At 66.7% G+C, this 24,180-nt stretch carries 26 protein-coding genes; 12 read left to right on the top strand and 14 right to left on the bottom strand.

Annotated features, from left to right (window positions below):
- Positions 1–210 precede the first annotated feature (210 nt).
- Positions 211–762 carry a methylated-DNA--[protein]-cysteine S-methyltransferase gene (locus tag AC3WXD_RS12980; protein ID WP_492323873.1) on the top strand — a complete coding sequence of 184 codons (552 nt, stop codon included), beginning with the start codon at positions 211–213 and terminating at the stop codon, positions 760–762.
- A gap of 1 nt (position 763) precedes the next feature.
- Complete coding sequence (locus AC3WXD_RS12975; protein WP_020200702.1) at positions 764–1,066, top strand: Ada metal-binding domain-containing protein; 303 nt, start codon at positions 764–766, stop codon at positions 1,064–1,066.
- Positions 1,067–1,068: 2 nt separating this feature from the next.
- On the opposite strand, the gene AC3WXD_RS12970 is transcribed toward AC3WXD_RS12975, so the two are convergent.
- Positions 1,069–1,527 carry an Rrf2 family transcriptional regulator gene (locus AC3WXD_RS12970; RefSeq protein ID WP_454732837.1) on the bottom strand — a complete coding sequence of 153 codons (459 nt, stop codon included), beginning with the start codon at positions 1,525–1,527 and terminating at the stop codon, positions 1,069–1,071.
- A gap of 260 nt (positions 1,528–1,787) precedes the next feature.
- On the opposite strand from AC3WXD_RS12970, the gene AC3WXD_RS12965 reads away from it, so the two are divergent.
- On the top strand, positions 1,788–2,855 hold the full coding sequence (locus AC3WXD_RS12965; protein WP_492323872.1) for an alkene reductase: 1,068 nt from the start codon (positions 1,788–1,790) through the stop codon (positions 2,853–2,855).
- 30 nt (positions 2,856–2,885) lie between these two features.
- Here the strand turns inward: AC3WXD_RS12965 and hpaI are convergent, their stop codons facing one another.
- The 6 genes from hpaI to AC3WXD_RS12935 form a co-directional block, all read right to left on the bottom strand.
- A complete protein-coding gene (gene hpaI, locus AC3WXD_RS12960) occupies positions 2,886–3,680 on the bottom strand; it encodes a 4-hydroxy-2-oxoheptanedioate aldolase (RefSeq protein WP_492323871.1) in 795 nt (264 codons plus the stop codon).
- A gap of 17 nt (positions 3,681–3,697) precedes the next feature.
- Positions 3,698–4,504 carry a 2-oxo-hept-4-ene-1,7-dioate hydratase gene (hpaH, locus tag AC3WXD_RS12955; protein ID WP_492323870.1) on the bottom strand — a complete coding sequence of 269 codons (807 nt, stop codon included), beginning with the start codon at positions 4,502–4,504 and terminating at the stop codon, positions 3,698–3,700.
- Positions 4,501–5,385, bottom strand: a complete 885-nt coding sequence (locus AC3WXD_RS12950) for a fumarylacetoacetate hydrolase family protein (RefSeq protein WP_020200697.1) — start codon at positions 5,383–5,385, stop codon at positions 4,501–4,503. The genes hpaH and AC3WXD_RS12950 overlap by 4 nt, the downstream gene beginning before the upstream one ends.
- Positions 5,382–6,269, bottom strand: a complete 888-nt coding sequence (locus AC3WXD_RS12945) for an amidohydrolase family protein (RefSeq protein ID WP_020423628.1) — start codon at positions 6,267–6,269, stop codon at positions 5,382–5,384. Before AC3WXD_RS12945 ends, AC3WXD_RS12950 begins: the two co-directional genes overlap by 4 nt.
- A gap of 109 nt (positions 6,270–6,378) precedes the next feature.
- Positions 6,379–6,786, bottom strand: coding sequence for a RidA family protein (locus tag AC3WXD_RS12940; RefSeq protein WP_020200695.1), 408 nt, complete (start codon positions 6,784–6,786; stop codon positions 6,379–6,381).
- Positions 6,783–7,769 carry a Bug family tripartite tricarboxylate transporter substrate binding protein gene (locus tag AC3WXD_RS12935; protein WP_020200694.1) on the bottom strand — a complete coding sequence of 329 codons (987 nt, stop codon included), beginning with the start codon at positions 7,767–7,769 and terminating at the stop codon, positions 6,783–6,785. The genes AC3WXD_RS12940 and AC3WXD_RS12935 overlap by 4 nt, the downstream gene beginning before the upstream one ends.
- A 200-nt stretch (positions 7,770–7,969) precedes the next feature.
- On the opposite strand from AC3WXD_RS12935, the gene AC3WXD_RS12930 reads away from it, so the two are divergent.
- Positions 7,970–8,608 carry a flavin reductase family protein gene (locus tag AC3WXD_RS12930; protein ID WP_492323869.1) on the top strand — a complete coding sequence of 213 codons (639 nt, stop codon included), beginning with the start codon at positions 7,970–7,972 and terminating at the stop codon, positions 8,606–8,608.
- 49 nt (positions 8,609–8,657) lie between these two features.
- Positions 8,658–9,470 (top strand): IclR family transcriptional regulator, encoded by an 813-nt coding sequence (locus tag AC3WXD_RS12925; protein WP_492323897.1) that lies wholly within the window; start codon positions 8,658–8,660, stop codon positions 9,468–9,470.
- 100 nt (positions 9,471–9,570) lie between these two features.
- Here the strand turns inward: AC3WXD_RS12925 and AC3WXD_RS12920 are convergent, their stop codons facing one another.
- From AC3WXD_RS12920 to AC3WXD_RS12910, 3 genes are all read right to left on the bottom strand, one after another.
- Positions 9,571–10,353, bottom strand: coding sequence for a molybdopterin-dependent oxidoreductase (locus AC3WXD_RS12920; protein ID WP_492323868.1), 783 nt, complete (start codon positions 10,351–10,353; stop codon positions 9,571–9,573).
- Between the two features lie 76 nt (positions 10,354–10,429).
- Positions 10,430–11,056, bottom strand: a complete 627-nt coding sequence (locus AC3WXD_RS12915) for a cytochrome b/b6 domain-containing protein (protein ID WP_020200690.1) — start codon at positions 11,054–11,056, stop codon at positions 10,430–10,432.
- A 72-nt stretch (positions 11,057–11,128) separates the two neighbouring features.
- Positions 11,129–11,401 carry a pentapeptide MXKDX repeat protein gene (locus AC3WXD_RS12910; RefSeq protein ID WP_059413685.1) on the bottom strand — a complete coding sequence of 91 codons (273 nt, stop codon included), beginning with the start codon at positions 11,399–11,401 and terminating at the stop codon, positions 11,129–11,131.
- A 274-nt stretch (positions 11,402–11,675) separates the two neighbouring features.
- Here AC3WXD_RS12910 and AC3WXD_RS12905 point away from each other — a divergent pair, with 274 nt between their 5' ends.
- The 3 genes from AC3WXD_RS12905 (at position 11,676) to AC3WXD_RS12895 (ending at position 14,877) form a co-directional block, all read left to right on the top strand.
- Positions 11,676–12,248, top strand: a complete 573-nt coding sequence (locus tag AC3WXD_RS12905) for a sigma-70 family RNA polymerase sigma factor (RefSeq protein ID WP_454732846.1) — start codon at positions 11,676–11,678, stop codon at positions 12,246–12,248.
- Entirely contained in the window at positions 12,245–12,886 is a 642-nt protein-coding gene (locus AC3WXD_RS12900) for a DUF1109 domain-containing protein (RefSeq protein WP_492323867.1), read from the top strand. Before AC3WXD_RS12905 ends, AC3WXD_RS12900 begins: the two co-directional genes overlap by 4 nt.
- A 248-nt stretch (positions 12,887–13,134) precedes the next feature.
- Positions 13,135–14,877, top strand: coding sequence for an ATP-binding cassette domain-containing protein (locus AC3WXD_RS12895; protein ID WP_492323866.1), 1,743 nt, complete (start codon positions 13,135–13,137; stop codon positions 14,875–14,877).
- A 158-nt stretch (positions 14,878–15,035) separates the two neighbouring features.
- Here AC3WXD_RS12895 and AC3WXD_RS12890 read toward each other — a convergent pair whose 3' ends face one another.
- The 3 genes from AC3WXD_RS12890 to AC3WXD_RS12880 all read right to left on the bottom strand — a co-directional run bounded on the left by AC3WXD_RS12890 (position 15,036) and on the right by AC3WXD_RS12880 (position 19,111).
- Complete coding sequence (locus tag AC3WXD_RS12890) at positions 15,036–17,357, bottom strand: TonB-dependent receptor family protein (protein WP_492323865.1); 2,322 nt, start codon at positions 17,355–17,357, stop codon at positions 15,036–15,038.
- Positions 17,358–17,586: 229 nt separating this feature from the next.
- Complete coding sequence (locus AC3WXD_RS12885) at positions 17,587–18,603, bottom strand: DUF4880 domain-containing protein (RefSeq protein ID WP_492323864.1); 1,017 nt, start codon at positions 18,601–18,603, stop codon at positions 17,587–17,589.
- A gap of 19 nt (positions 18,604–18,622) precedes the next feature.
- Positions 18,623–19,111 carry a sigma-70 family RNA polymerase sigma factor gene (locus tag AC3WXD_RS12880; RefSeq protein WP_029043115.1) on the bottom strand — a complete coding sequence of 163 codons (489 nt, stop codon included), beginning with the start codon at positions 19,109–19,111 and terminating at the stop codon, positions 18,623–18,625.
- A 289-nt stretch (positions 19,112–19,400) separates the two neighbouring features.
- Here AC3WXD_RS12880 and AC3WXD_RS12875 point away from each other — a divergent pair, with 289 nt between their 5' ends.
- From AC3WXD_RS12875 to AC3WXD_RS12860, 4 genes are all read left to right on the top strand, one after another.
- A complete protein-coding gene (locus tag AC3WXD_RS12875) occupies positions 19,401–20,900 on the top strand; it encodes an aldehyde dehydrogenase family protein (RefSeq protein WP_492323863.1) in 1,500 nt (499 codons plus the stop codon).
- A 57-nt stretch (positions 20,901–20,957) separates the two neighbouring features.
- Positions 20,958–22,082, top strand: coding sequence for an alkene reductase (locus AC3WXD_RS12870; RefSeq protein WP_492323862.1), 1,125 nt, complete (start codon positions 20,958–20,960; stop codon positions 22,080–22,082).
- A gap of 76 nt (positions 22,083–22,158) precedes the next feature.
- The gene (locus tag AC3WXD_RS12865; protein WP_492323861.1) at positions 22,159–22,467 is read left to right on the top strand and encodes a hypothetical protein; all 309 of its coding nucleotides are present in this window, start codon (positions 22,159–22,161) and stop codon (positions 22,465–22,467) included.
- Positions 22,468–22,747: 280 nt separating this feature from the next.
- Positions 22,748–23,047: an ArsR/SmtB family transcription factor gene (locus AC3WXD_RS12860; RefSeq protein WP_441602927.1), complete on the top strand. Its 300-nt coding sequence runs from the start codon at positions 22,748–22,750 to the stop codon at positions 23,045–23,047.
- 158 nt (positions 23,048–23,205) lie between these two features.
- On the opposite strand, the gene AC3WXD_RS12855 is transcribed toward AC3WXD_RS12860, so the two are convergent.
- A complete protein-coding gene (locus tag AC3WXD_RS12855) occupies positions 23,206–24,174 on the bottom strand; it encodes a tripartite tricarboxylate transporter substrate binding protein (protein ID WP_492323860.1) in 969 nt (322 codons plus the stop codon).
- Between the last annotated feature and the right edge of the window lie 6 nt (positions 24,175–24,180).

The raw sequence follows: 24,180 nt of genomic DNA, 5'->3' as shown, positions 1-24,180 counted from the left end.
TTGCAGGCTATGGCAATCCGCCGGCGGGCGCTCGCCGTTTCTTGCTGTGAAATCCATTTGCCGCGCCGCGCCTTTTCGGTGGCGCCGCGCGCGCCGGAACCCGGCGCGGAATTCGACCGCAAGGAGCGGAGTTCGCGCAAACGGCGGGCTTTCTACACTGGCGTCATTGCAAGCGGGCAATGCCGTCCTGCTGCGAAGGAGGATCACATCATGCAACTGTTCCTGAGCAAGCTCGCGTCGCCGCTGGGCGAGATGCTGCTCGTCACCGATGCGCAGCAGGTCATCCGCGCGCTCGATTTTGCCGACCACAAGGCCCGTCTGCATCGCGGCCTGCGCGAGCACTATGGCGAGCCGGACCTGGTGGATGCCGCCGCGCCGGCGCAGATCGCCGGGGCCATCGCCAGCTATTTCGCCGGGCACCTCGACGCACTCGATGCCCTGCCGACGGCCACGGCCGGCTCCGGGCTGCAGCGCCAGGTCTGGGCCGCGCTGCGCCGCATTCCGGCCGGGACCACCACGACCTACGGCAAGCTGGCGAAAGACCTGGGCTTCGGCGATCCGCGCGCGGCCATCGACATCGGCGCGGCCAACGGCGCCAACCCGGTCGCCATCGTCGTGCCGTGCCACCGCGTGATCGCCAGCAACGGCGACCTCAAGGGCTATGCGTGGGGCCTGCACAGGAAGCGCTGGCTGCTCGAACACGAGAAGGCGATCCAGCCGCCGCCCGTGGTGCCCCGGACCCAGGCGCTGCCGGGGTTCTGACTTGAACGGCACGGTCGCGGCCGGTGCCCGGACCTGGACCCTGATCGGCCGGGACGGCAGGCCATATCGGAGCCGCACGCCGGGCACGCTCGGCGGCCATCGGCGCGGCCGGATCTATGGCCGCCTCGACTGCCGCACTGCCTTGCGGGCCGTCGCCCGCGGCGGCTATGTGAAGCACCGCGTGTTCTTCGCCGACGAAGCCACGGCGCTCGCCGCGGGCTACCGGCCCTGCGCCGTCTGCCTGCCCGAGCGGTATGCGCAGTGGAAGGCCAGCGCAACGGCTGGCGGGCGCGCGTGGCCGTGACTTCAGCGGCGCCGTTTCCGTGATGGCGATGGCGGCGATGCCAGCGTGTCCGCAAGCACCGCTTCGATCGTCGTGGCGGCAAGCGTCCTGCGAACGCTGTCGTCGATCGACGCATAGACGTGGCCCAGCGCCGGGCCGATGCCGCGTCCGATCGGGCACGCCTGGCTGGGCCTGGAAGGGTGCAGCGCGAAGTGCGCGCCTTCTTCCAGCGCATCGAAGACGTCGAGCAGGCTGATGGCGTCCGCGCCGCGGGCCAGGCGCCATCCCGCGTTGGCGCCGCGATAACTCTCGACCAGGCCGGCTTTCGCCAGCAGCCCGAGCGTGCGGCGGATCACCACCGGGTTGGTGTTGACGCTGGCGGCGATCCGGTCCGACGTGACCGGTTCAGGATGGTTCCGCGCGACGAGCGCCATCCACGCGAGGATGTGGGTCGCCACGGTCAGGCGGCTGTTGGCGCTCATGGCAGGCCTGTGATAGTCGGTTTGGTTGTAACCATATTCGTTACGGCATCGGTTGTCAATCCGGCTCGCCGGCAGCGAACGTTCACGACGAAAGACTTGTGCCGGCGGCGCGGATGGTTTATGTTGTAACTGACATTGTTACATCGAAGGCGGCGCGGCGATACCCGCGGGCCTTGCGACGTGCCATAGCCAGCCGAAACCGAGCCACCGCTCCTTTCTTCTTCCATGCCCTGTTCCATACCGAAACGAGAAACCCGCAGATGTCCTCACTCTTCGATCCCGTCCAGATCGGCGCGCTGAAGCTGCCGAACCGCATCGTCATGGCGCCGCTCACGCGCATGCGCGCGTTCGCCGAGCGCAGCCCGGGCCCCATCAACGCGCGGCACTACGCGCTGCGCGCGAGCGCCGGACTCGTCATTTCCGAAGCGACTTCGGTCACGCCCCAGGGCGTCGGTTATCCCAACACGCCGGGCATCTGGACCGAGAAGCAGATTGCCGGCTGGCAAGAGGTGACGGCGGCGGTGCACGCCGCGGGCGGCCTGATCGTCTCGCAGCTGTGGCACGTCGGGCGCGTCTCCGATCCGGTCTACCATGACGGCCAGCCGCCGGTCGCCCCGAGCGCCATCGCGCCGGAAGGCCACGTCAACCGCGTGCGCCCGCAGCGCCCGTACACCGTGCCGCGCGCGCTGGAGACCGAGGAGATTCCCGGCATCGTCGAGGACTTCCGGGTCGGCGCCGCAAACGCGAAGCGCGCGGGCTTCGACGGCGTCGAGCTGCACGCGGCAAACGGCTACCTGTTCGACCAGTTCCTGCACGACGGCTCCAACCAGCGCACCGACCGCTACGGCGGCACCATCGAGAACCGCGCGCGCTTCCTGCTGGAAGCCGTCGACGCGCTGCTCACGGTCTGGCCCGCGGACCGCGTCGGCGTGCACCTGAACCTGATGTCGAGCTCCTACTCCATGCGCGACTCGAACCCGCGCGCGCTGTTCACCTATGTCGCCGAGCAGCTCAACGCGCGCCACCTCGCCTTCATCTTCGCGCGCGAGTCGCTCGACCGCGGCGAGAACCGCATCGGCCGCGACGTGCGGCGCATCTTCAAGGGGGCCTACATCCTCAACGAAGGGCTGACGCGGGAAAGCGCGGAGGCCGCCATCGAACGCGGCGAGGCGGACGCGGCGGCGTTCGGGCGCCCGTTCATCGCCAACCCCGATCTGGTGGAGCGCTTCCGCCGCGGCGCGCCGCTCAACGCGGTCAACGCGGAGACGATCTACGCGGACGACGAAACGGGCTACAACGACTATCCGCTGCTGGACGAAGCGGTCTGAGCGGACGGCGTCCGCCGATGCCCCCGTGTTTCAGCAGACGCTCGCCGGACGCTCCTTGAACTTCGCCGCGGCGGCTTCGGCGCCGCGCGCGAGCATCACCATGTCGACCGCCACGGCGACGAACAGCGCGCCAAGCGCCAGGCATTCCCTGGCGCGCGCCTCGTCGACCATCAGGATGCCGGGCGCCTTTCCGCAGGCGGCAACGCGCCGGATGGCCCTGTCGATTTCGGCACGGACCGCGGGATGCGCCGGCTGGCCCGGATACCCCAGGCTCGCGGCGAGGTCCGCCGGGCCGATGAACACGCCGTCCACGCCGTCGACGCCGGCGATGGCTTCCAGGTTCTCCAGCGCCTGCGCGGTTTCCACCTGGACCAGCAGGCAGATCTCGTCGCCGCACTGCTGCATGTAGTCGCGGGTGCGCCCGAAGCGCGTGGCGCGCACCGTGGCGCCGCCGACGCCGCGAATGCCGAGCGGCGGATAGCGGACCGCCCGGACCGCGGCCGCCGCTTCCTCCGCCGTCTGCACATAGGGAACGAGCAGCGTCTGCGCGCCGATGTCGAGGAAGCGCTTGATCAGCACATGGTCGTTCCAGGCCGGCCTTACCACCGCGGCAGTCTTGCGGTCCGGATCGGCGGCCACGGCCTGGAGCTGTTGCAGCACCATCGGCACGTCGTTGGGCGCATGCTCGGTATCCAGCATGATCCAGTCGAATCCCGCGCCGGCGAGGATCTCCGCGGTATAGTGGTTCGCCAGCGCCGACCAGATGCCGATCTGCGGTCGTCCCGCGCGCAGCGCCTGCTTGAAATGATTGGCGGCAATCGCCATTGCGGTGCTCCCCGAAGTCAACTGAAGTAGCACGAGACCGTGCCGAAGTCGCCATAGTCGGCGATGATCGTGTCGCCCTTCGCGACCTCCAGCGGACGGATGAACGAGCCGGCGAGAATCACCTGGCCGGGCGCGAGCGCCACGCCGTAGCGGTGGAGCCGGTTGGCGAGCCACGCCACGCCATAGCCGGGATGATTGAGCACCCCGGCCGCCAGGCCGGTTTCCTCCACTTCGCCGTTCTTGCTGACGATGGCGCCGATGCGGCGCAGGTCGACGTCCTGCACGGCGGGGCGGAACGGGCGCCCGCCCAGCACGAGCGCCGCGTTGGCGGCGTTGTCGGAAATGGTGTCGAGCACGGTGCGCGTGCGCTGCGTCTGCGGGTCCACGCGCTGGATGCGCGCGTCCAGGATCTCCAGCGCCGGCGTGATGTAGGCGGTGGCGTCCAGCACGTCGAACAGCGTGCAGTCCGGGCCGGACAGCGGCTTGTCCAGCACGAACGCCAGCTCCGCCTCGATGCGCAGCTGCATGAAGCGCTCCGAAGGAATCGTCGCGCCGTCGCGGTAGAACATGTCGTCGAGAAGCACGCCGAAATCCGGCTCGCCGATGTTGACCGCCCGCTGCATGGCCTTGGAGGTCAGGCCGATCTTGTGTCCCTTGATGGTGCGGCCGTTCTCCTGCTTGAGGGCCATCCAGGCGTGCTGGATGGCGTAGGCGTCCTCTATGCGCATCTCGGGATAGTCGAGCGAGAACTGGCGGCAGGGCACGCGCGTGCGCTCCGCCTGTTCGAGCCGCAGCGCGGCGTCCTTGAGCTGCCCGGGCGTCATGGCCGCACCTCCTCGGCGCGCACGACGTTGGAGAGCACGCCGACGCCGGCGACCTCGACCTCGACCACGTCGCCCGCGACCAGGAAGCGCGGCGGGTCGAAGCGCACGCCGGCGCCGATCGGCGTGCCGGTGGCGATGATGTCGCCGGGATTGAGCGTGGCGAACTGCGACAGGTAGGCGATCAGCGCGTCGAACGGGAACATCAGGTTCGCCGTGGTGTCGTCCTGGCGCACTTCGCCGTTGACCCGGGTCGTCAGCCGGATGTCGCCGAAGTCCGGGAATTCGTCCGCGGTGACGATCCACGGGCCGATCGCGCCGGAAGCGTCGAAGTTCTTGCCCTGCGTCACGTTGAACTTGCCGTGATGCAGCCAGTCGCGGATGGTGCCTTCATTGATGCAGGTCAGGCCCGCGACATGGGCGCGCGCCTCCGGCCTGGCGATGCGGCGCCCGGTCTTGCCGATGACGATGCCGATCTCGCCTTCGTAGTCGAGCTGCTTCGATTCCGGCGGCAGCAGCAGGGATTGCCCGTGACCGGCGAGCGAGGCCGGCGCGCGCATGAAGACGCTCGGATACCTGGGCAGGTCGCTGTTGTCCTTGTACTCCGCGTTGCGGTGCGCGTAGTTGACGCCGATGCAGAAGATCTTCTCGGGGTCCGGCACCGGCGGCAGCAGCTGCACCGACGACAGCCGGTGGTCGATGCGCGCTTCGGCCGCGGCTTGCCTGGCCCGCGCGAGCAGGGGTTCGCCGCCCGCGAGCAGCGCCTTGACCGAGTGGATGCCGGGCAGGCGGCGCGCGAGGTCGACCACGCCCGCGGCGGCGCCTTCGCCGACCACGGCGCCCCAGGAAATGCCGGCGTCCACGCTGAACGTTGCGAGTTTCATGCTTCGAATCCGAAGAAGTTGGCGGGATTGTCCACAAGGATCTTGTGGCGCACGGCGGCGTCCGGCGCGAAGCGATACAGCAGCTCCAGCAGCTCGCCCTCGTTCGGCGGCTGCTTGACGGAAACCGGATGGGGCCAGTCGCTGCCCCAGACGCAGCGGTCGGGCGCGGCCTCGATCAGCCTCTGGGCGAGCGGCACCACGTCGTCCCAGGGCGCGCCTGCGCGCGAGATCTTCTCGCTGAGCGAGAGCATGACCCAGTAGTTGCCGCGCGCGAGCCGCTCCAGGACGGCGGCGAGCGTCGGGTCCGCATCGCCCCTGGCGGGATCGGCGCGCCCCATGTGGTCGAGCAGGATCGGCACGTCGAGCTTGTCGTAGGCGGCCAGTTGCGCGGCGATGCCATCGGGCTCCGGCTGGAGCTTGACGTACCAGCCCAGCTCCCTGATGCGCGCGAAGGCCTTGTCCTGTTCGGCCGCGCTCATGCTGATGCCGAGCCCGGCCCGCGTAAAGCGCGCGCCGCGCACGCCGGCGTCGTGCAGCCGCGCCAGATAGGCGTCGTCGCATTCGGTCAGCACGGCGGCGTTGGCGCATCCGAGGTAGGTGCGCGGTCCGGTGGCGGGGTTGAGATGCGCCAGCGCGTCCAGCACGACGGCGTGGTCGGCGCCGTAGGTGGTCGCCTGCACGATGACGCCGCGGCCGATGCCGAGCGTGCGATGCAGCCGCTGGGCAACCTGCCATGTCGCGCTCGGCATCTCGTAGGCCGCGCCGGGCCGCACCGGAAAGCGCTCGCGCGGGCCGAACACGTGGAACTGGCTGTCGCAACTGCGCGCGGGCGGCAAGGGCACGGGCGCGCGCGGATTCGGATCGAAGGGAAGATAGTCTGGCATGTCTGCTGGGTGGAAATGTGGGCCGGCTTCGGTGAAGAAGCCGTCTTCGTGGAACTGGCCTGGCGCGCGCCACGCGCTCACGTGGCCACGCGCTCATGTACTCATGCGCTCACGCGATGTAGGCCGTGAAGTCGCATTCGATCAGCTTTCCCATGTCGAGGTCGGCTTGCATCGTGTGCCGCGCCGGGCGCGATTCCGGATCGGGGAACATCTCCAGCCAGGGCTTGTTGAGCGCCGGGCGCTGGTTGCGGTCCTGCATCCAGACCGTGAGCTTGACGATGTCGCCGGTGGTGCCGCCGGCCGCCTCGACGATGCGCCTGACGTTGGCCAGCATGTACTCGCATTGCGCCTCGATGGTCTGCGCCGGTTTCCCCGTGGCCGGATCGTTGCCCTGGATGCTCCCGCTCATGAGCAGCGGGCCGATGCGGCAGCCGGCGGGAATCGGGTTCTTGTGGCTGAACCCGGCCACGTAGATGCTGGCGCGGCGCGCCGGGGAGGCCGGCGCTTCCGCACTCATTCCGCGGTGATGTTGGCTTGCTTGATCAGCGGTGTCCATCGCTTGTCCTCATTGGTCAGGAATTGCTTGAATTGCTCCGGCGTGCTGCCGCGCGCTTGCGCGCCCAGCGCTTCGAACTTGCCCTGCACGTCCTTGTCGGCAAGGATCTGCCGCAGCGCGCCGGACAGTTTCTGCACGATGTCCTGCGGCGTGCCGGCCGGCGCGAGCAGGCCGGTGAAGGTTTCCACCGTCATGTCGGGGAAGCCGGATTCCTGGAAGGTCGGCACGTTGGGCAACTGCGGCAGGCGCTTCGCGGAGCCCACGGCGAGGGCGCGCGTGCGGCCCTGCTGGATGAAAGGCAGCGCGACGGAAAGCTGGTCGAAGTTGAACTGGACCTGGCCGCCGAGCAGGTCGGTCGTCGCCGGCGCGTTGCCCTTGTAGTGCACGGTGATCCAGTGCGCGCCGGTCTTGTGCTGCAGGTATTCGCTCGCCAGGTGGTTCTGCGTGCCGGCGCCGGGCGAGGCCATCGTCAGGTCGTTGCCGGGCTTCCTGGCGGCGGCGATCAGCTCGCCGACGGTCTTGAACGGCACCGCGTTGTTGACCTGCAGGATCACGGGCGTGAACGACACCGAGCTGACGGGAATGAAGTCCTTCTTCCAGTCGTAGTTGTTCTTCCTGTAGATCATGGGCGAGAACAGGATCGGGCCGTTGGCGCCCAGGAACAGCGTATAGCCGTCGGGCCGCGCTCTCGCCACCGCTTCCGCGGCGATCATGCCACCGGCGCCGGGCTTGTTGTCGACCAGGAACGGCTGCTTGAAGATCTCCTGCAGTTTCGCGCCGATGATGCGGCCGGCCGAGTCCACGTTGCCGCCCGGCGGATAGGGCACCACCACGCGGACCGGCTTGTCCGGCCATGCCTGCGCCAGTATCGGTGAAGCGAGGGAAGCCAGGATTGCGGCAACGGCGGCCCTGGCCGCGCTGCGCGCAAATTGCGCTTTGGTCATAGTGTCTCCGTTATGTCATCTGTTCGCCGGACGCTTCGATCCGGCCTGTGACAGCCTCACTTTACAAATCGGAGCGGATCTGCTGCAATGCAAAAACACCCAGATAGTCCATAAAGTGGACTATCGACGCATTGCGGGTTTCCGGCGCCACGGCCGCGTGGGCAGAATGGCCCCATTCCAACCCGAATGCAGGAGACAAGATGCAAGTCCTCGCCGAATCGCTCTCGCCGGAAGCCACCTACCGATTGATGAGCGGGGTCGTCGTGCCCCGCCCCATTGCCTGGATCACCTCGCAATCGCCCGCGGGCGTGGTCAACCTCGCGCCTTTCTCGTGCTTCACGTTCGTCTCGAACAAGCCGCCGCTGATCGGCGTCAACATCGGGCGCAAGGCCGGCGTGCGCAAGGACACCGGAGCCAACATCCACGCGAGCGGCGAGTTCGTGATCAACATCGGCGATGCCACGCAACTGCAGGCGATCCACCTGAGCAGCGAGGAACATCCCGCCGACGTGAGCGAGGTCGAAGTCCTCGGCCTGGCCACCGCGGCGTCCACCCTCATTCGCACGCCGCGCCTGGCCGACGTTCCCGTCAGCATGGAATGCAGGCTGGAGCGCGTCATCGCGTTCGGCGAGACCGGCGCCGAATTCGTCGTCGGCGAGGTCCTGGCGTTTCATATCCGCGACGACCTGTACCAGGACGGCAAGGTCGACACGCGCGGGCTGAATCCGGTGTGCCGCATCGGCGGCCCCAACTACGCGAGCCTGGGCGAGATCGTGACGCTGCGCGCGGTGGCGCAGACGGCGAAGTCGGTCTTGAGCGGGAATGGCCAGGCGGGCTAGCGCGGCGGCATCGGCGGCCGTGGCAACCGGCGACGGCGGCAACCGGAACATGGAGATCGAGGTGGTCGACGTGGCGGAGAAGGGCAGGGGCTCCGAGGGAGCGCAGAGCATCCGCCGCGCGCTTGCCATCCTGCGGATCGTCGCCGCGGGGCAGGAACGCGGCGTGCGCCTGATCGACGTGGTGACGAGCACGGGACTGAGCCAGCCCACCGTCCACCGGATTCTGCGCGTGCTGATCGAAGAGGGCGCGGCCGAGCAGAATCCGAAGACACGCCGCTACGCGATCGGCAACGAAGTCACGCTGCTGGGGCTGGCCCGCGTGGCCCGCTTTCCGCTGCGCGCGGCGGCCGAGCCATACCTGCAATACCTGAGCGAGACCCTGGGCGACACCATCTTCCTGACGATCGCGAACGGCGACGATTCCGTCTGCATCGGACGCTGGCCGGGCAGCTATCCGGTCAAGGTGCTGTCGATCGACGTCGGCGCGCGGCGCCCGCTCGGCGCCGGCGTAAGCGGGCTGGTGCTGCTGTCGTCCCGGACGGACAGCGAGATTCAGGCCATCGTCCAGCGCAACGCGAGGCGACTGGCCGCCCTGAAGGTCGATCCCGCCGCGCTGATCGAGCGCGCGCACGAGGTCCGCAAACAGGGCTACAGCTATACCGCCAAGGGCGTGGTGCAAGGTTCGAGAGCGGTAGCCGTGCCGGTCTACGACGGCACCGGTGCCGTCGTCGCCGGGATCGCGCTGGCCACCATCACGGCGCGCCTGCCCGCCAGCCGGCTCTCGCCGGTGATTCAGGAAATGCAGAAGCAGGCGGAACTGCTGCGGCAACGCATCGCGGAGATCGGGCGCTCGCGCATCTGAGCCGCGCTCCGGCCACGGAAGATCACGGAAGATGCTGGCCGGCATCGCGGGCGGGCTGGCGGTCTCGACGGCGCGCGGCGGGGCTGGCGGCGACTGGTTTTCACGAGCCGCCGAACCAGTTGTAGCCCTGGTCCACCCAATACCCGCCCGGATAGGTATTGGTCACGAACAGTTCCATGATGTGCTTGGGGTTCTTGTAGCCGAGCTTGGTCGGCATCCGCAGCTTCATCGGGTAGCCATACTTGGGCGGCAGGCGCTCGCCGTCGTAGGTGAAGGTCAGCAGGGTCTGCGGATGCAGCGCCGTGGCCATGTCGATGCTTTCGTAATAGTCGTCCGCGCATCTGAAGCCCACGTATTTCGCCGTGGTGTCCGCGCCGATGCGCCGGAGAAAGCCCGCGAACGGCGTGCCGCCCCAGCGCCCGATGGCGCTCCAGCCCTCCACGCAGATATGCCGGGTGATCTGCTCGGCCTTGGGCAATGCGTAGAGCGCGTCGAGCGTCCAGTTGCGCTTGTCCTGCACCAGGCCGCCGACCTTGAGCCGGAAGTCGTCGCCGTTCACCACGGTCACTTCGTCGATGCCGTAGAACGCATTGAACGGAAACGGGCGCGTGATCTGCGCTTCGGTGTAGGTGGGCGCAAGCCGGTTCGGGTCGAACAGCCAGCCCTGCACCTTGTCGTTGACGCGCGAGACGCGCGTGAGGAAGGTCTCGACCGATGCCTCGTCGCTCAGGCTGCAGCCGGTGAGCATGGCGAGGCCGCCGAGCGTGAGCAGGCGCTTGCCGAACAGCCGGCGCGCGGGCTGGTCGAGTTCGCGGCGCACGTCGATGATCAGCGACGCGCGGTCGATCGCCGCGCGCTTCAGCCCTGGAGGTTTCGGGTTCACGGTTCGGGCTCCTGTGTCCTGGGTGGCGATGCGGTGATGGGGCGGCGGGGCGATGGGACGATGTGGCGATGGGGCGTCAGCGTCCGCGAATCATCGTCAGCAGGCTGCGCGGCACCAGCGCCACCATCACCAGATGCACGACGACGAAGGCGGCCAGCAGCGACATGGCGCAGAAATGGACCACGCGCGCGAAGTCGTAGCCGCCCATGAGCTCGCGCAGCAGCGGAAACTGCACCGGCTTCCAGATCGCGATGCCCGACAGCACCAGCACGAGCAGCACGGCCATCACGAACAGGTAGGCCAGTTTCTGCACCGCGTTGTACCGGCTCGGGTCGGCGTGGGAGAGATGGCCCTTCAGCGCGGCCGCCAGATCGCGCAGCACGGCACGCGGCGTCACCGGAAAGAACTTCCTGGCGAGCCGTCCCGTGACGATGTTCATGGCCAGGTAGAACAGCCCGTTGAAGAACAGCAGCCACATGGCCGCGAAGTGCCATTGCAGCGCGCCGCCTAGCCAGCCGCCCAGGGTGATGCCGTCTGCAAAGCGAAAGCCCGGAAAAACCGGCGAAGCGTTGTAGATGCGCCAGCCCGACAGCAGCATCACCACCGCGGCCAGCGCGTTGAGCCAGTGCGCAATGCGCACCCAGCCGGGCTGGATCACGTGCGGGGCGGAGGGCGGGGCGATCGCGTGAGGAGCGGTTTCCATCTCGGTCTCCAGAGTCCGGGCGCCGCGCGAGGCCTGTCCCCGCGGCACCCGGTCCAGCTTGTTGGTCCTGCCTTACTTGCCGGCGCCGCCGGACATGGCGTCGCCGTCCTTGCCCATCTTGTCGTGCGGCTTCGACTTGCCCATCTTGTCCTTGTGCATGGCGTCCTTCGACATCGCGTCCTTGGCCATGCCATCCTTCGACATGGCATCCTTGGACATCGCGTCCTTCGACATGCCTTCCTTGGACATCGCGTCCTTGGCCATCGAGCCGCCGGTCTGGGCGAATGCCGGGGCGCCGCCCATCAGGAAGGCGGCGGAAAACACGGCGATTGCGATCTTGTTCATTCGTAACTCCTCATTGTGGTGACATCGGCCGGGACTGCCCCGGCCTCCGGAACGTCGCGCCGGCCAAAGGGGGGGCCGGGGCCAGATTCACACGCTGTCGTGTGCGTCTGAAGGGGAATTCGCCGCCGGCGCGCGGGCGGTTACAGCCGGCGGAAATTTTTTCGCGGGCACGCCGTCCGGCCATTTCCTGGTGAAGCGCCTCGCACCACACACGACGGCAAGTGCGGCGTAGAATTCGGGCAAATCAACCGGCCCGGTGTAACCAACGCGAGCGATGGACCGAACTACAGACCAGGGAGCACTGCAAAGGCGCGAGGCGCACCTGCAGTCTCTCTTCGCGAACGGTCTGGCGGGAGATCAGGCCGCCTACGCGCGCTTCCTGGCCGAGCTGGCCACGTTGCTGCGCGGTTATCTGCGCAACCGGCTGCGGCGGCAGCCCGAAGACGTCGAGGATCTGACCCAGGAGGTCCTGCTGGCCGTGCACAACGCACGGCACACCTACCTGCCGGGCCAGCCGCTGACGGCGTGGGTGCACGCCATCGCGCGCTACAAGCTGGCGGACCACTTCCGCGCGCACGCGCGCCACGACGCGCTGAACGATCCGCTGGACGAAGCGCACGAACTGCTGGCCGCCCCCGATCTCGAGCCGGCGCAGGCCCGGCGGGACCTGAACGTGCTGCTCGACGCGCTGCCCGACAAGCAGCGCCTGCCGATCGTGCACGTCAAGCTGGAGGGGCTCTCGGTCAGCGAGGCCGCGCGCATGACCGGCTTGTCGGAGTCGGCGGTGAAGGTGGGGGTGCACCGCGGGCTGAAGGCGCTCGCGGCGAAGATGCGAGGAACGCGATGAAAACGGACGACCTGATTTCCATGCTCGCCACCGGCGCCACGCCGGTGGAGCGGCACCCGCTCGCGCGCCGCTTCGGTACCGCGATCGCCGCGGGCGCCGCGATGGCGGCCGTCCTGGTCGCCGCCACGCTCCACGTTCGCGCCGACCTTGCCGAGGTCGCGGCCACGCCGCTGTTCTGGGCGAAGGTGGCGCTGCCGTTCTCGCTGCTGCTGGGCGCGCTGTGGATGGCCACCCGGCTGGCGCGGCCCGGCGTGGCGCCAGGCGCCAGCTGGCTCGGCATCGGCGTGCCGTTCGCGTCGATCTGGCTGGCCGCGCTGTACGTGGCCGCGCGGACGCCGGACGGCGAGCGGATGGCGGCGGTATTGGGGCAGACCTGGCGGGTCTGCCCGTTCAACATCGTCATGCTGTCCGTGCCGGTGTTCATCGCCGTGTTCTGGGCGCTGCGCGGCCTGGCCCCGACGCGGCTGGCGCTGACCGGCGCCGTGGGCGGCCTGCTGTCCGGCGCGGTGGCCACGCTGGCCTACTGCCTGCACTGTCCCGAGATGGGCGTGGCGTTCTGGGGCGTCTGGTACGTGCTCGGCATGCTGCTGCCCACGGCGATCGGCGCGCTGCTCGGGCCGCGGTTGCTGCGCTGGTGAGCCGGCGGCGGCGCCGGCCGGGCGCTGTCGGGCTTTGCGCAGATCATGCGCATCGCATGACGGCCGCCGGCGTGGCGGGAAGCGGATACCGCTAAGATACGGATGTTCTTGGCAAGGTATCCGCACATGACTACGTTAGCCGGTCGCCCCAACACAGCAGTCATCGTCATCGGTCTCGGCGGGGTCGTCGAACCCGTCGACGCCGGTTTCGCGCTCCGCGCTTCCTGACGCGAAGGCGTGACGACCGCATGACGGCTTCCGATTCCACCACCCAACCTCCCGCCATCGGCCTCGGCAGCGCGGCGCGCGACCTCTATCGCGCGCTCTGGCGCCACGCGCACGGCGTCCGGGCCCACATGCTCGGCGCGGCCGGCCTGCTGTCGGCGGCGCAGTTGCTGCGGCTGACCATGCCGTGGCTGGCGGCGCAGGCGATCAACGCGCTGCAGCGGGACAGCATGGAGACGGCCGGGCGCTGGATCCTCTACCTCATCGGCATCTATCTGTTGTCGTGGCTGCTCCACGGCCCGGGCCGGGTGCTGGAGCGCAACGTCGGCGTGCGCGTGCGCGAGCGGCTGGCCGACCAGCTTTATGCGCGCATCGCGGCGGCGCCGCTGGCGTGGCGCGACGGCCGCCATTCGGGCGAGCTGCAGCACCGTGTGGTGCAGTCCAGCCGGGCGCTGTCCGACTTCGCGCAGAACCAGTTCGGCTACCTGCAGAGCGCCTTCAACTTCGTCGGTCCGCTGGTCGCGCTGGCCTTGCTGTCGCGCACCAGCGGCGTGATCGCGGTGAGCGGCTACATGGTCATCGCGCTCATCATCCTGCGCTTCGACCGCGCGCTGATGCAGCTAGCGCGCGCCGAGAACGACGCGGAGCGCCACTATGCCGCCGCGCTGCTCGACTTCATCGGCAATGCCGGCACCGTGATCGGCCTGCGGCTGCAAGCCGCCTCGCGCAAGCTGCTGGACCGCCGCATGGCGGCCGTGATGGCGCCGCTGCGGCGCGCGGTCATGGTCAACGAAGGCAAGTGGTTTACCGTGGACCTGCTCGGCATGGGGCTGACCTGGATCCTGGTGGTGGTCTACGTGCTGCAGTCGCGCCAGCCGGGGCAGGCGGTGCTGCTGGGCACGATCTTCATGATCTACCAGTACGCGCAGCAGGCCGCGTCGGTGGTCGGGGCGATGGCCTCGAACTTCCAGAGCTTCGCGCGCATGCACACCGACTACGGCAGCGCCGGGCCGATCTGGGAAGTGCGCTGCGATCCGGATGCGCCGGTGCCCGCCGTGGTGCCCGACGCGCCCTGGCACACGCTGGAGCTGCATGGCGCCACCTGGCGCCACGGCGACGACGCGCGCGGCGGCCTGCATGGCATCGACCTGCTGCTGCGGCGTGGCGCGCGCGTCGCGCTCATCGGCCCGAGCGGCGGCGGCAAGAGCACGCTGCTGCGTTTGCTCGCCGGCCTCTACCGCCCGCAGCACGGCGAACTCCGGCGCGACGGCGCGGCGCGGGACTGGACCGAACTGCGCACGCTCGCCACGCTGATCCCGCAGGAAGCCGAAGTGTTCGAGGCCAGCGTGCGGGAGAATCTCACCTTCGGCGAGCCGGCCGACGCGGCGGCGCTGGACGCCGCGGTACACACGGGCGTGTTCGACGAGGTGCTGCAGCGCCTTCCCGAGGGCCTCGCCAGCGCGCTCAGCGAGCGCGGCGCCAACCTCTCCGGCGGCCAGCGGCAGCGGCTGGCACTGGCCCGCGGCGCGCTGGCGGCGCAGGGAAGTTCGCTGCTACTGCTCGACGAGCCGACCAGCGCGCTCGACCCGCAGGCCGAAGGCCGGGTGTTCGACCGCATGTTCGCCGCGTTCCCGGCGGCATGCATCGTGGCTTCGGTGCATCGGCCGGGCTTGCTCGCGCGCTTCGACACGATTGTCGTGGTGGAGGCCGGGCGCGTGGTCGATGCGGGGCCGCGGGACGAGGTGCTTGCCAGGCGCGCGGGATGACTGGCGGGATGGCTGGCGGGACAAGCGGGATGCGCATTGGGCGCGGCCCGGTCATCCACACCGCATCAAGCGCGCATCTGGACATCCTGTACTGACATCACGTGGAGTGGCGGGGCCGCAATCCACGCCGGAACCGAACGTCCCCGCGTATGTTCCGCTCAGTAAGCCAGCCGCGCCTGGATGTACACCATGCGGGGCGCGCCGACCATGCGGCCGCCGTTGGTGTCGACATTGCGCGAGTAATAGCGCCGGTCGAACAGGTTGTTGATGCCGAAGGCGAGGTCGCTGCCTTTCCTGCCCGGGATCTTGTAGTTCACCTGCGCGTTCCACACGCTGAAGCCAGGCACCCGGCCATTGGTTGCGTCCGCCGATTCCTGCACGGTGTTGGCCGTGTCGGCGTATTGGCTGCTCTGCACCGTGGCAAACACGTTGAGCGCCCAGTTCTGCCTGGTGTAGCGTCCGCCCCATGTCGCCGTCTGGCGCGAGTAGAACGGCACGTCCTTGCCGTCGAAGTCGCCCGACTTCTGAATCGCGCGCACATAGGTGTAGTTGGCGTACAGGTTCAGGCCGGCGAGAAGACTCGCCTTGTCGAAGTCGTAGTCGATGGCGAATTCCACGCCGTTGTGGTTCGTCGCGCCCAGGTTGCGGAACACGGCGGGGTTGGTGCCGGGAATCGAGAGGATCTGGTTGTCGAAGCGCAGGTCGAAGGCCGTCAGTTCGGAGTGGACCTGTTCGCCGGCGAAGCGCGCGCCGACCTCCACCGTCTTGGCGACTTCCGGCTTCAGCGGATTCGCCGCCGACATCGAGTTCAACTGCGTGTACTGCACGGCGCCGAACGACGTGCTGTACGAGGTGTAGAGCGTGAGCTTGTCGTTGACCAGGTAGGCGACGTTCAACGAGGGCAGCCCACGGCTATTGCCGACGTCGAAGGGGGTGTCGTTGGTGGTCCCGCTCGGTTGCCGGTCGCTGCTGATTTTCTCGTAGCGGATGCCGGGCGTGACGCGCCAGCGCCCGTAGGCGATCCGGTCGTCCAGATAGACCGAGTGCGCGTTGGTCCCGTTGTCGAAGACCTGCGACGGACCGACCTGGAGCCCGGTGGCCAGCGACGTGGCGTAGCGCGTGTCGGTGCCGCTCTCGTGGACATAGCGGTAGCCGACCGTGAAGTCGTGCGTGGTGGGACCGAACTGCAGGCGCTGCGTGTAGCGCGGCTCGATGCCCAGCACCTGGTTGTCGCGCGGCTGGAAGTCGTTGCGGCCCTGGTCCGGGTTGATCAGGGAGCTCTTGCGCGAGCTCTCGTAGTAGTAGCTGCGGATCTCGAATTCCTGCGTGTCGGAGATCGAGTTGACGTAGCCGATGTCGACCTGGTCGCGCTTGCCCCGCCAGGAGTCGGTGGGGTGGGTATTCTGGAACGGATTCTGCCGGTACTGCGCCGCGGTCAGGCCGCCGGGCGTCATCGACTTGACGTCGTAGTGCGAGAGCTTGCCGTAGACCTCGGAGGTCGGGCTGATGGCGTAGCGCCATTTCAGTGCCACGTCGTTGTAGTTGTCGTGGCTGCCGTCCCGCCACTGCTCGCCGTCCAGGCCCGAATAGAGCAGGGCCACGCCGAAGCCGTTGTCCATCTGCGTGCCGGCGAACGCGCTGTACTGCTTGTTGGATCCGCCGTGGCTGTAGATGTTGTAGCGCGCGGACCCGTCCGCGGTCAGGCCCGGCGCGTTCGGAATCGCGCGGGTCTTGAAGTTGATGATGCCGCCGACGTTCTGCGGGCCGTAGCGCACGGCGCCGCCACCGCGGACGACGTCGATCGAGTCGAGATTCCCCATGCTGACCGGCGACATGACCAGGTTGGGCTGGCCGTAGGGCGCCATGGCCAGGGGAATGCCGTCGATCAGCATGGTGGAGCGGAACGAGTTGCGGGGGTTCAACCCGCGAATCCCGACGTGCAGGCCGACCGAGCTGCCGGTGGCGCTGGTGCTGCCGCTGATTTGCACGCCCGGGATGCGGCGCAGCACATCGGAGATGTTCGACGCGCCGCTGTTGACGATCTCATCGCGTTTCACCAGCGTGCGGGCGCCGCCGAACGTCTGCACGCTGTTTTCCAGGCCGGTGCCGAGCCAGTCGCCGCTGACGGTGATGGCTTCGAGGGTGGAGACATCGGATTGGGGATTGGCCTCGGCGGCCGCCTGCGCGCGGGCGGCTCCGTTTGCCGGAGCCTGGCCGGCCTGGATCACGAAGCCTTCGCGAGCTTGCGGTACGGCCCGCAGGCCGGTGCCCGCCAGCAGCGCCGCCAGGCCCTCGGCCGCCGTGTACCGGCCCTGCACGCCCTTCGTGGTCAAGCGCGCCGCGTCCTCGGGGCGGAAAGACACCGTGACGCCGGCGTCCCTGGCGAATGCCGAGAGCGCGTCCGCGAGCGGGCCGGCGGCAATCCGATAGTCCCGGGTTTCCTGCGCGGCGGCCTGCGCATGCGCCTGCGGCGCGTGCATCGCGGTACCGGCCGTGATGCAGGCTGCAATTGCCGTCAGCGCGAAACGCCCGACGGTCTTTTTCCTGACGCGGCGTGCTCCGGCTGCGCTCCCAATGGCTTCAAAATGCGACGGCACCACTTCGTTTCCTCTCTGTGTACTTCGTTGACGCCCTGTATGCCGAACGACCGGGGCAAAAGGGGACACGAAGTCGGGCAGGAAACGAAAAAAAATCCGGGCGTCCTCCCGCTCACCGGGTATTGGATGTCACCGTGACCCAGTACGCGGTGCGTCGGACGATCCGCACGGGAAGCGTCTCGCCGATGATGTCGAGGATGTGGTCGGTATCCCCGAGCACGAACATGCCGGAGACCCGGAGGCTCGCCACCTCCGGCTCGCAGCGCAGGATCCCCGGGCGGTAGCGCGCCAGCTCCCGCAGGAAGGCGTCGAGCCGCGCGTTGTCCGCCTGCAGCATGCCTTTGGTCCAGCTTGGCGCGGCGGCGGACGGCTGGCCGGGAGGCTGCCGCGGGGACTCCGCCGCTTCGAAGGCCTGGTCCGAGAAGACGACGGTTTCACCGGCGCCGACGATCCTGCGCGAGCCGCTCGACTTCAATGTGATTTCGACGCGATGCTCCAGCACGGTCAACGCGGTCACGTCCTTGTCGCCCTGCGCCAGTTCCCTCACCACGAACCGCGTGCCCAGCGCGCGCAGGCGGCCCTGCCTGGTTTCCACCAGAAACGGCCGTGACGGGCTCCGGAGATCGGCGGCGGTCTCTATATAGATCTCTCCTTGCCGCAATTGCAGCACGCGAGCCTCGTCGGAATAGCGCACCGCGATGTCGGTCGAGGTATTGAGCTGCACCAGGCTGCGATCGGCCAGGGCGACGCGCCGGTTCTCGCCCACGGCCGCGCGGTAGACGTCGCCGGTTTCGCCGCGCCACAGGCTGGCGCCCAGCCATCCGGCCGGCGCCACCACGCCCAGGATCGCGAGCGTCTTCACCACGGCACGCCGGTTGACCGTGCCCTGGCGCGTGAGGACGGGCACGCCGAGCGCGGGAGATACCGCCCCGAACTTCGCGCTCAGCTTTTCGGCGCGCTCCCAGGCCCGTTCGTGATCCGGGCTGGCGCGGCGCCAGCGTTCAAACGCTTCATGGTCCGCGGGACCCGCTTCCCCGGAATGGAGGCGCACCAGCCAGCCCGCGGCCTCGCGGATGACGGCAGGGTCCAGCGCGGTGGTGGAATCGGTGGTGGAATCGGGGGTGGGCACGGCAGGTCAGCGCATCAAGTCAGCACATCAGGGTCAGGCACAACGTGAAGCCCTGCGCCATGTAGCGCTTGACGGTGCGGTCGCTCAGCCTGGTGCGATCGGCGATCTGCTTGTAGGTGAGGCCCTCGAGCTGCGACAGCACGAAGACCTCGCGGGCCTTGGGGGCCAGCTCAGCGAGCATGGCGTCCAGATGCTGCAGCTCTTGCTGCATGGATACCAGATTCTCGGGGGACACGGCCATTTCGACGGGCAGCGCGGCCAGCGCTTCCAGCCAGGCTTCCTCGAGGGAGCGCCGGCGCCAGTGGTCGTTCAGCAAGCCGCGGGCGATGGTGGTCAGGAAGGCGCGCGGTTCGCCGATGCCGGGGACTTCGTCCGGCCGGCGGAGCAACCGCAGGAAGGTGTCGTGCGCCAGGTCCACGGCTTCGTCGCGGCAATCGAGCCGGCGGCGCAACCATTGGCAAAGCCAGTCATGGTTGTTCTCGTACAGAACTCGAATGGTGGTGGACATGGTCGTTGACCGGAGACACGGTGCTGAGCGCTGGATAATATCGAGAATTGTTCTTATTTGCAATACGGGACCGGGGCGATTTGCTGGGACGATTCGGAGCGCTGCCCCGTGCTGGCCGCTCCCCGGCATGGTCGGAGCGGCACTCACTCCATCTCATGATATTTACATATTGACATATATCAATATGTAAATTAGAGTGAAAACACAGCGCATATGGATGGCGCTAGCTTCCTGGGCCCGGAACGGCAGAGCAGTCGGGGCCCTGTTCTCAAACTTCTGGAGGTACGCAGTGCAAACCTTGAAAGACATTCCGCCGAGCTATGTTCCGGACCGCAGCTATGGCCTGTTCATCGACAATCAGTGGGTTGATGGTGCAACGGGCGAGACGCTGGATAGCATCAATCCTGCCAACGGTGAGTTCCTTACCCGGATTCCGAACGCGTCTGCGGAAGATGTGGATCGTGCCGTGAAGGCGGCCACCCGTGCATTCCGCACGTGGCGTACAACCACAGCGATCGAGCGTTCCACCGCGCTGCTGAAGATCGCCGACCTGCTCGAGGCGGATGCCGAGCGTTTCGCCACGCTCGAAACGCTCGATGTGGGCAAGCCCATCCGTGAAAGCCGGGCTATCGATGTGCCGCTCGCCATCGATCATTTCCGATACTTCGCTGGCGTCATCCGAAGCCATTCGGACGAAGCGGTGATGCTCGATGAGAAGACGCTCAGCATTGTGCTGAGCGAGCCGCTAGGCGTTGTAGGGCAAGTCATTCCATGGAACTTTCCCCTTCTGATGGCGGCCTGGAAGATTGCTCCGGCAATTGCGATGGGCAACACCGTTGTGATCAAGCCGTCCGAGATGACGCCCGTCACCATCCTCGAACTGGCAAAGATCTTTGCCAAGGTGCTACCCGCGGGCGTCGTGAACATCGTGACGGGTACGGGTGTTTCGGCCGGCCAGCCGCTGCTCGACCATCCCGACATCAGGAAGCTGGCGTTCACTGGCTCGACCCGTATCGGCGAGGCCGTTGCCGTCGCGGCTGCAAAGAAGATCATTCCCGCCACGCTGGAGCTGGGAGGGAAATCCGCCAACATCGTGTTCCCCGATGCGAACTGGGACAAGGCCGTGGAAGGCGCCGCGCTCGCGATTCTCTGGAACCAGGGCCAGGTCTGCGAATCTGGCGCCCGCCTGTTTGTTCATGCGTCGATCTACGAGCGGTTCCTCGAAGAACTGAAGGAGAAGTTCCGGGCAGTGCGTGTCGGCGATCCGATGTCGCCGGAGACGCAAATGGGTGCTCAGGTCAGCAAGACGCAGATGGAGCGAATTCTCGGCTACATCGATATCGCCCAGGCTGAAGGTGCCCGCGTGCTCGTTGGCGGCGGCCGGCTCGTCGGTGGCGACCATGACGCCGGATATTTCATTCAACCCACCATCCTGGTGGACGTGCGAAACGACATGCGCGTTGCGTACGAGGAGATCTTTGGACCGGTTCTTTGCGTCATCCCGTTCAAGGATGAAGCAGAAGTCATCGCCATGGCGAACGATTCCGAGTACGGGCTGGCGGGGGGTGTCTGGACACAAGACCTCAACCGTGCGCTGCGGGTTGCCCGCGCCGTGGAAACCGGGCGGATGTGGGTGAATACCTATCATGACATTCCTGCTCACGCGCCGTTCGGTGGCTACAAGAAGTCCGGTCTGGGGCGCGAGACGCACAAGTCCATGCTGGAGGCGTACAGCCAGAAGAAGAACATCCTCGTGAGTCTGAGCGAGACGCCGCACGGTCTGTTCTAGGCAACGATGCTTTTCGACCCTAAACATCTATTATTCTCAATATCTAGGAATGTGAAAATGAAAGCTACCTCACTGTTTTCCGCGACGAGACTGGGGCCATACACGCTGAAGAACCGGATCGTGCTCCCGCCGCTGACGCGCTCGCGGAGCACGCAACCGGGCAATATTCCCAACGATCTGATGGCGACCTACTACCGTCAGCGCGCCGGGGCTGGTTTCATGGTCACGGAGGGTACGCAGATCGAACCTCGCGGCCAGGGCTATGCCTGGACGCCAGGCATCCATAGTCCCGCGCAGGTTGAGGGATGGCGGAAGGTCACCAAGGCGGTTCACGACGAGGGCGGCGTCATTTTTGCGCAGCTGTGGCACGTCGGACGGGTTTCGCACACCTCGCTGCAGCCGGGCGGCGAAGCGCCTGTGGCGCCATCGGCCATTCCGGCCCAACAGGTCAGTGTTTTCATCGAAACCGCCCCCGGGGCAGGCACGCTGGCGCCGCCTTCCGAGCCGCGTGCCCTGACCACCGCGGAAGTCAGGGAGCTAGTCCAGCTCTATGCGCAAGCCGCCCGCAATGCCCTGGCGGCGGGGTTTGACGGTGTCGAACTCCATTGCGCCAATGGATATCTGGTCAACCAGTTCATCTCCGCGCATAGCAACAAGCGTGATGATGAATATGGCGGCTCGCTGGAGAACCGTCTGCGGTTCCTGCGCGAGATCGTGACGGCCGTTGCGGAAGTGGTCGGCAAGAATCGACTGGGCGTGCGGTTCGCGCCGTTGTTCGAAAGCACGGACGAAGATCGCGTTTACCTGGGTCTTGTCGAAGCGGATCCGCATACCACGTACATCGAAGCCATCAAGCTCCTGGAGCAATCGGGCATTGCCTATCTGTCGATTGCCGAGGCCGATTGGAACAACGCTCCTGACCTGCCAGAAGACTTTCGGCGAGCAGTCCGCGAGACGTTCAGCGGTCGCATCTTCTACGCGGGCCGATATACCGCCGAACGCGGTGTGCGCCTGTTGGATGCCGGTCTCGCGGATCTCATCGCTTTCGGTCGCCCATTCATCGCCAATCCGGACCTGCCGGCACGCATCGCGAACAACTGGCCGCTGAATCCGGTAGATCCCGGCACCATGTACGGAGGCACGGAGAAGGGCTACACGAGCTATCCGACCTATCAGGAGTAAGAGCCGGGTCCTTGCCCTGCATCAGGGCAAGGACCCGATTGGGTTCGGGTCGGACCTCGAGCCATAGCCGCTTTTCGTGGAGACGTGGCGCCAAGAAGTTCGTAAGCAATCTGGTGAGGCGTACAAGTCTTTCCTGCAATCGTTCGACATCGATCTTGATACTTCGCCATCGTTGCCGCCGTTACCGATGCATTTGGGATATAGGGCCGGAGTGGAATATGTTTTCGAGTTGCCGGAGGCGTTTCGGAGCGTCGGCGTGGATCGTATTATCTTGAATCTAAAGTACGGTCGCCGGCCCGCGGATGAGGTCATGGAAAAAATGGTGCAAAAATCCTGCCCCGATTCCATAAGTCATTTTGAAATTGTTAATGATGACAGGATGTGATGCATCGTTTGCGCGGGCAAGGAGCTTGGCATTCTCATCCCGTTAGGCGGTTGCAGGTTGCTATCGCATTGCGATCATCAGCCGACATCGGGGCCGACAACGCGAGCATTGGGTAACGGTCGCTTCTGGTGAGGCCTGGCGCGGGGTTGCTGTCGTAATGGCACGCAGGCCGTCGTTGCCGTCCTCGGCGCGATGGTAGCGATGCCTGATACTATACAGTCCGGAGGGATGGTATCGATCCCAGGTTTATTTTTCTCAAGCTAATGTGCAACTTATGAGCATCGATGTCGGCGAGGTACTGAAGGCTCTGGATAATCCAACTCGTCTGGCGATATTGGGTTGGTTGAAAGACCCGGGGAAGAGTTTTCCAGACCAAGAGTTTGACGCGGACAAATATGGGGTCTGCGTGAGCAGCATTCAGGAGCGGGCAGGACTGTCCCAGTCCACGGTGTCCCTGTATCTCGCATCGTTGCAGCGGGCTCAACTGGTCACTTCGCAACGCATGGGCCCGTGGACCTACTATAAGCGGGAGGAGAAGAATATCGCCGCGTTTCTGAAGAAGCTCGGGGGATTAATCTGATGCCTAAGGGGCTTGCGAGCAGATGAGGCTGGCTGTCCGACATTGCCTGGGCGGAAAGAGAGCGCCATTCCAGGCGCCAGGCAAGCTGGCGAACTCCGACGACTTACCCATGACCAGTAGCCGGCTGCAAGAATGCCATTCGGAAAATGCCGTGTTGCTTACTCGGCTGTGACGCCTGAGCTTCGGATCACCGCGGCCCATTTGGTGACTTCCTGCCCCAGATGCTTGCGCATTGCCTCGGGCATCCCGCCTTCAGGGGACGCACCCAGGGCAGCCAGATTGCTGCGCACGGAAGCTTCCTGCAAGGCGGCATTGATCTGCTGATTCAGCGCGTTCACGATCGCCGGCGGCGTGCGGGCCGGGGCAAACAGCCCATACCACGACTTCACCTCGTAGCCCGGCAGCGCCGCACCGCTTACCGTTGGCACCTGCGGCGCAAATGCCTGCGGCTGGCTGCTGGTAACGGCAAGCGCGCGCAGTTTGCCACTGCGGATGAACGGCAGCACCGACGGTGCGTTGTCGAACATCACCTGAACCTGGCCGGCCATGAGGTCGGTAAGGGCCGGCGCACTACCTTTGTACTGGACATGCTCCATCTTGATGCCAGCCATCGACTTGAACATCTCCGCTGCCAGGTGCGTGGACGAGCCGATTCCCGAGGACCCGTAGTTCACGCCGTCCGGGTGCGACTTCGCGTAGGCGATGAACTCGCCAACAGTCTTCACAGGCAGTGCGGGATTGACCACCATGACGTTCGGGAAACTTGTCACCAGAGCGACGGGAGCGAAATCCTTCTGAATGTCGAAGGTAAGCTTCTTGTAGAGCGTGGTATTGATGGCATTCGCGTTGGACCCAAGGAACAGCGTGTACCCATCGGCAGGCGAGCGTGCGACGCCGCTGGCGGCGATGCTGCTAGCTGCTCCGGGGCGGTTCTCGACCACGAACGATTGTCCCATCTGGATCGAGAGCCGGTTGGCGAGCAGGCGCGCGACCGTATCCGCCGATCCGCCGGGTGCGTAACCCACTATGATCTTGACAGGTTTGGACGGGTAGGCGGGTTCGGCGCTTACGAGAGCCGTCGTGGTTGCGGCCAATACAGCCAATGCAATGCGGGAAACGTGCTTCATGGCGGG

The sequence above is a fragment of the Cupriavidus sp. FW216-B1 genome (genome assembly GCF_058789195.1).
Note: the sequence above shows the minus strand (reverse complement) of the source record. Positions and strands in the feature narration are given on the sequence as shown.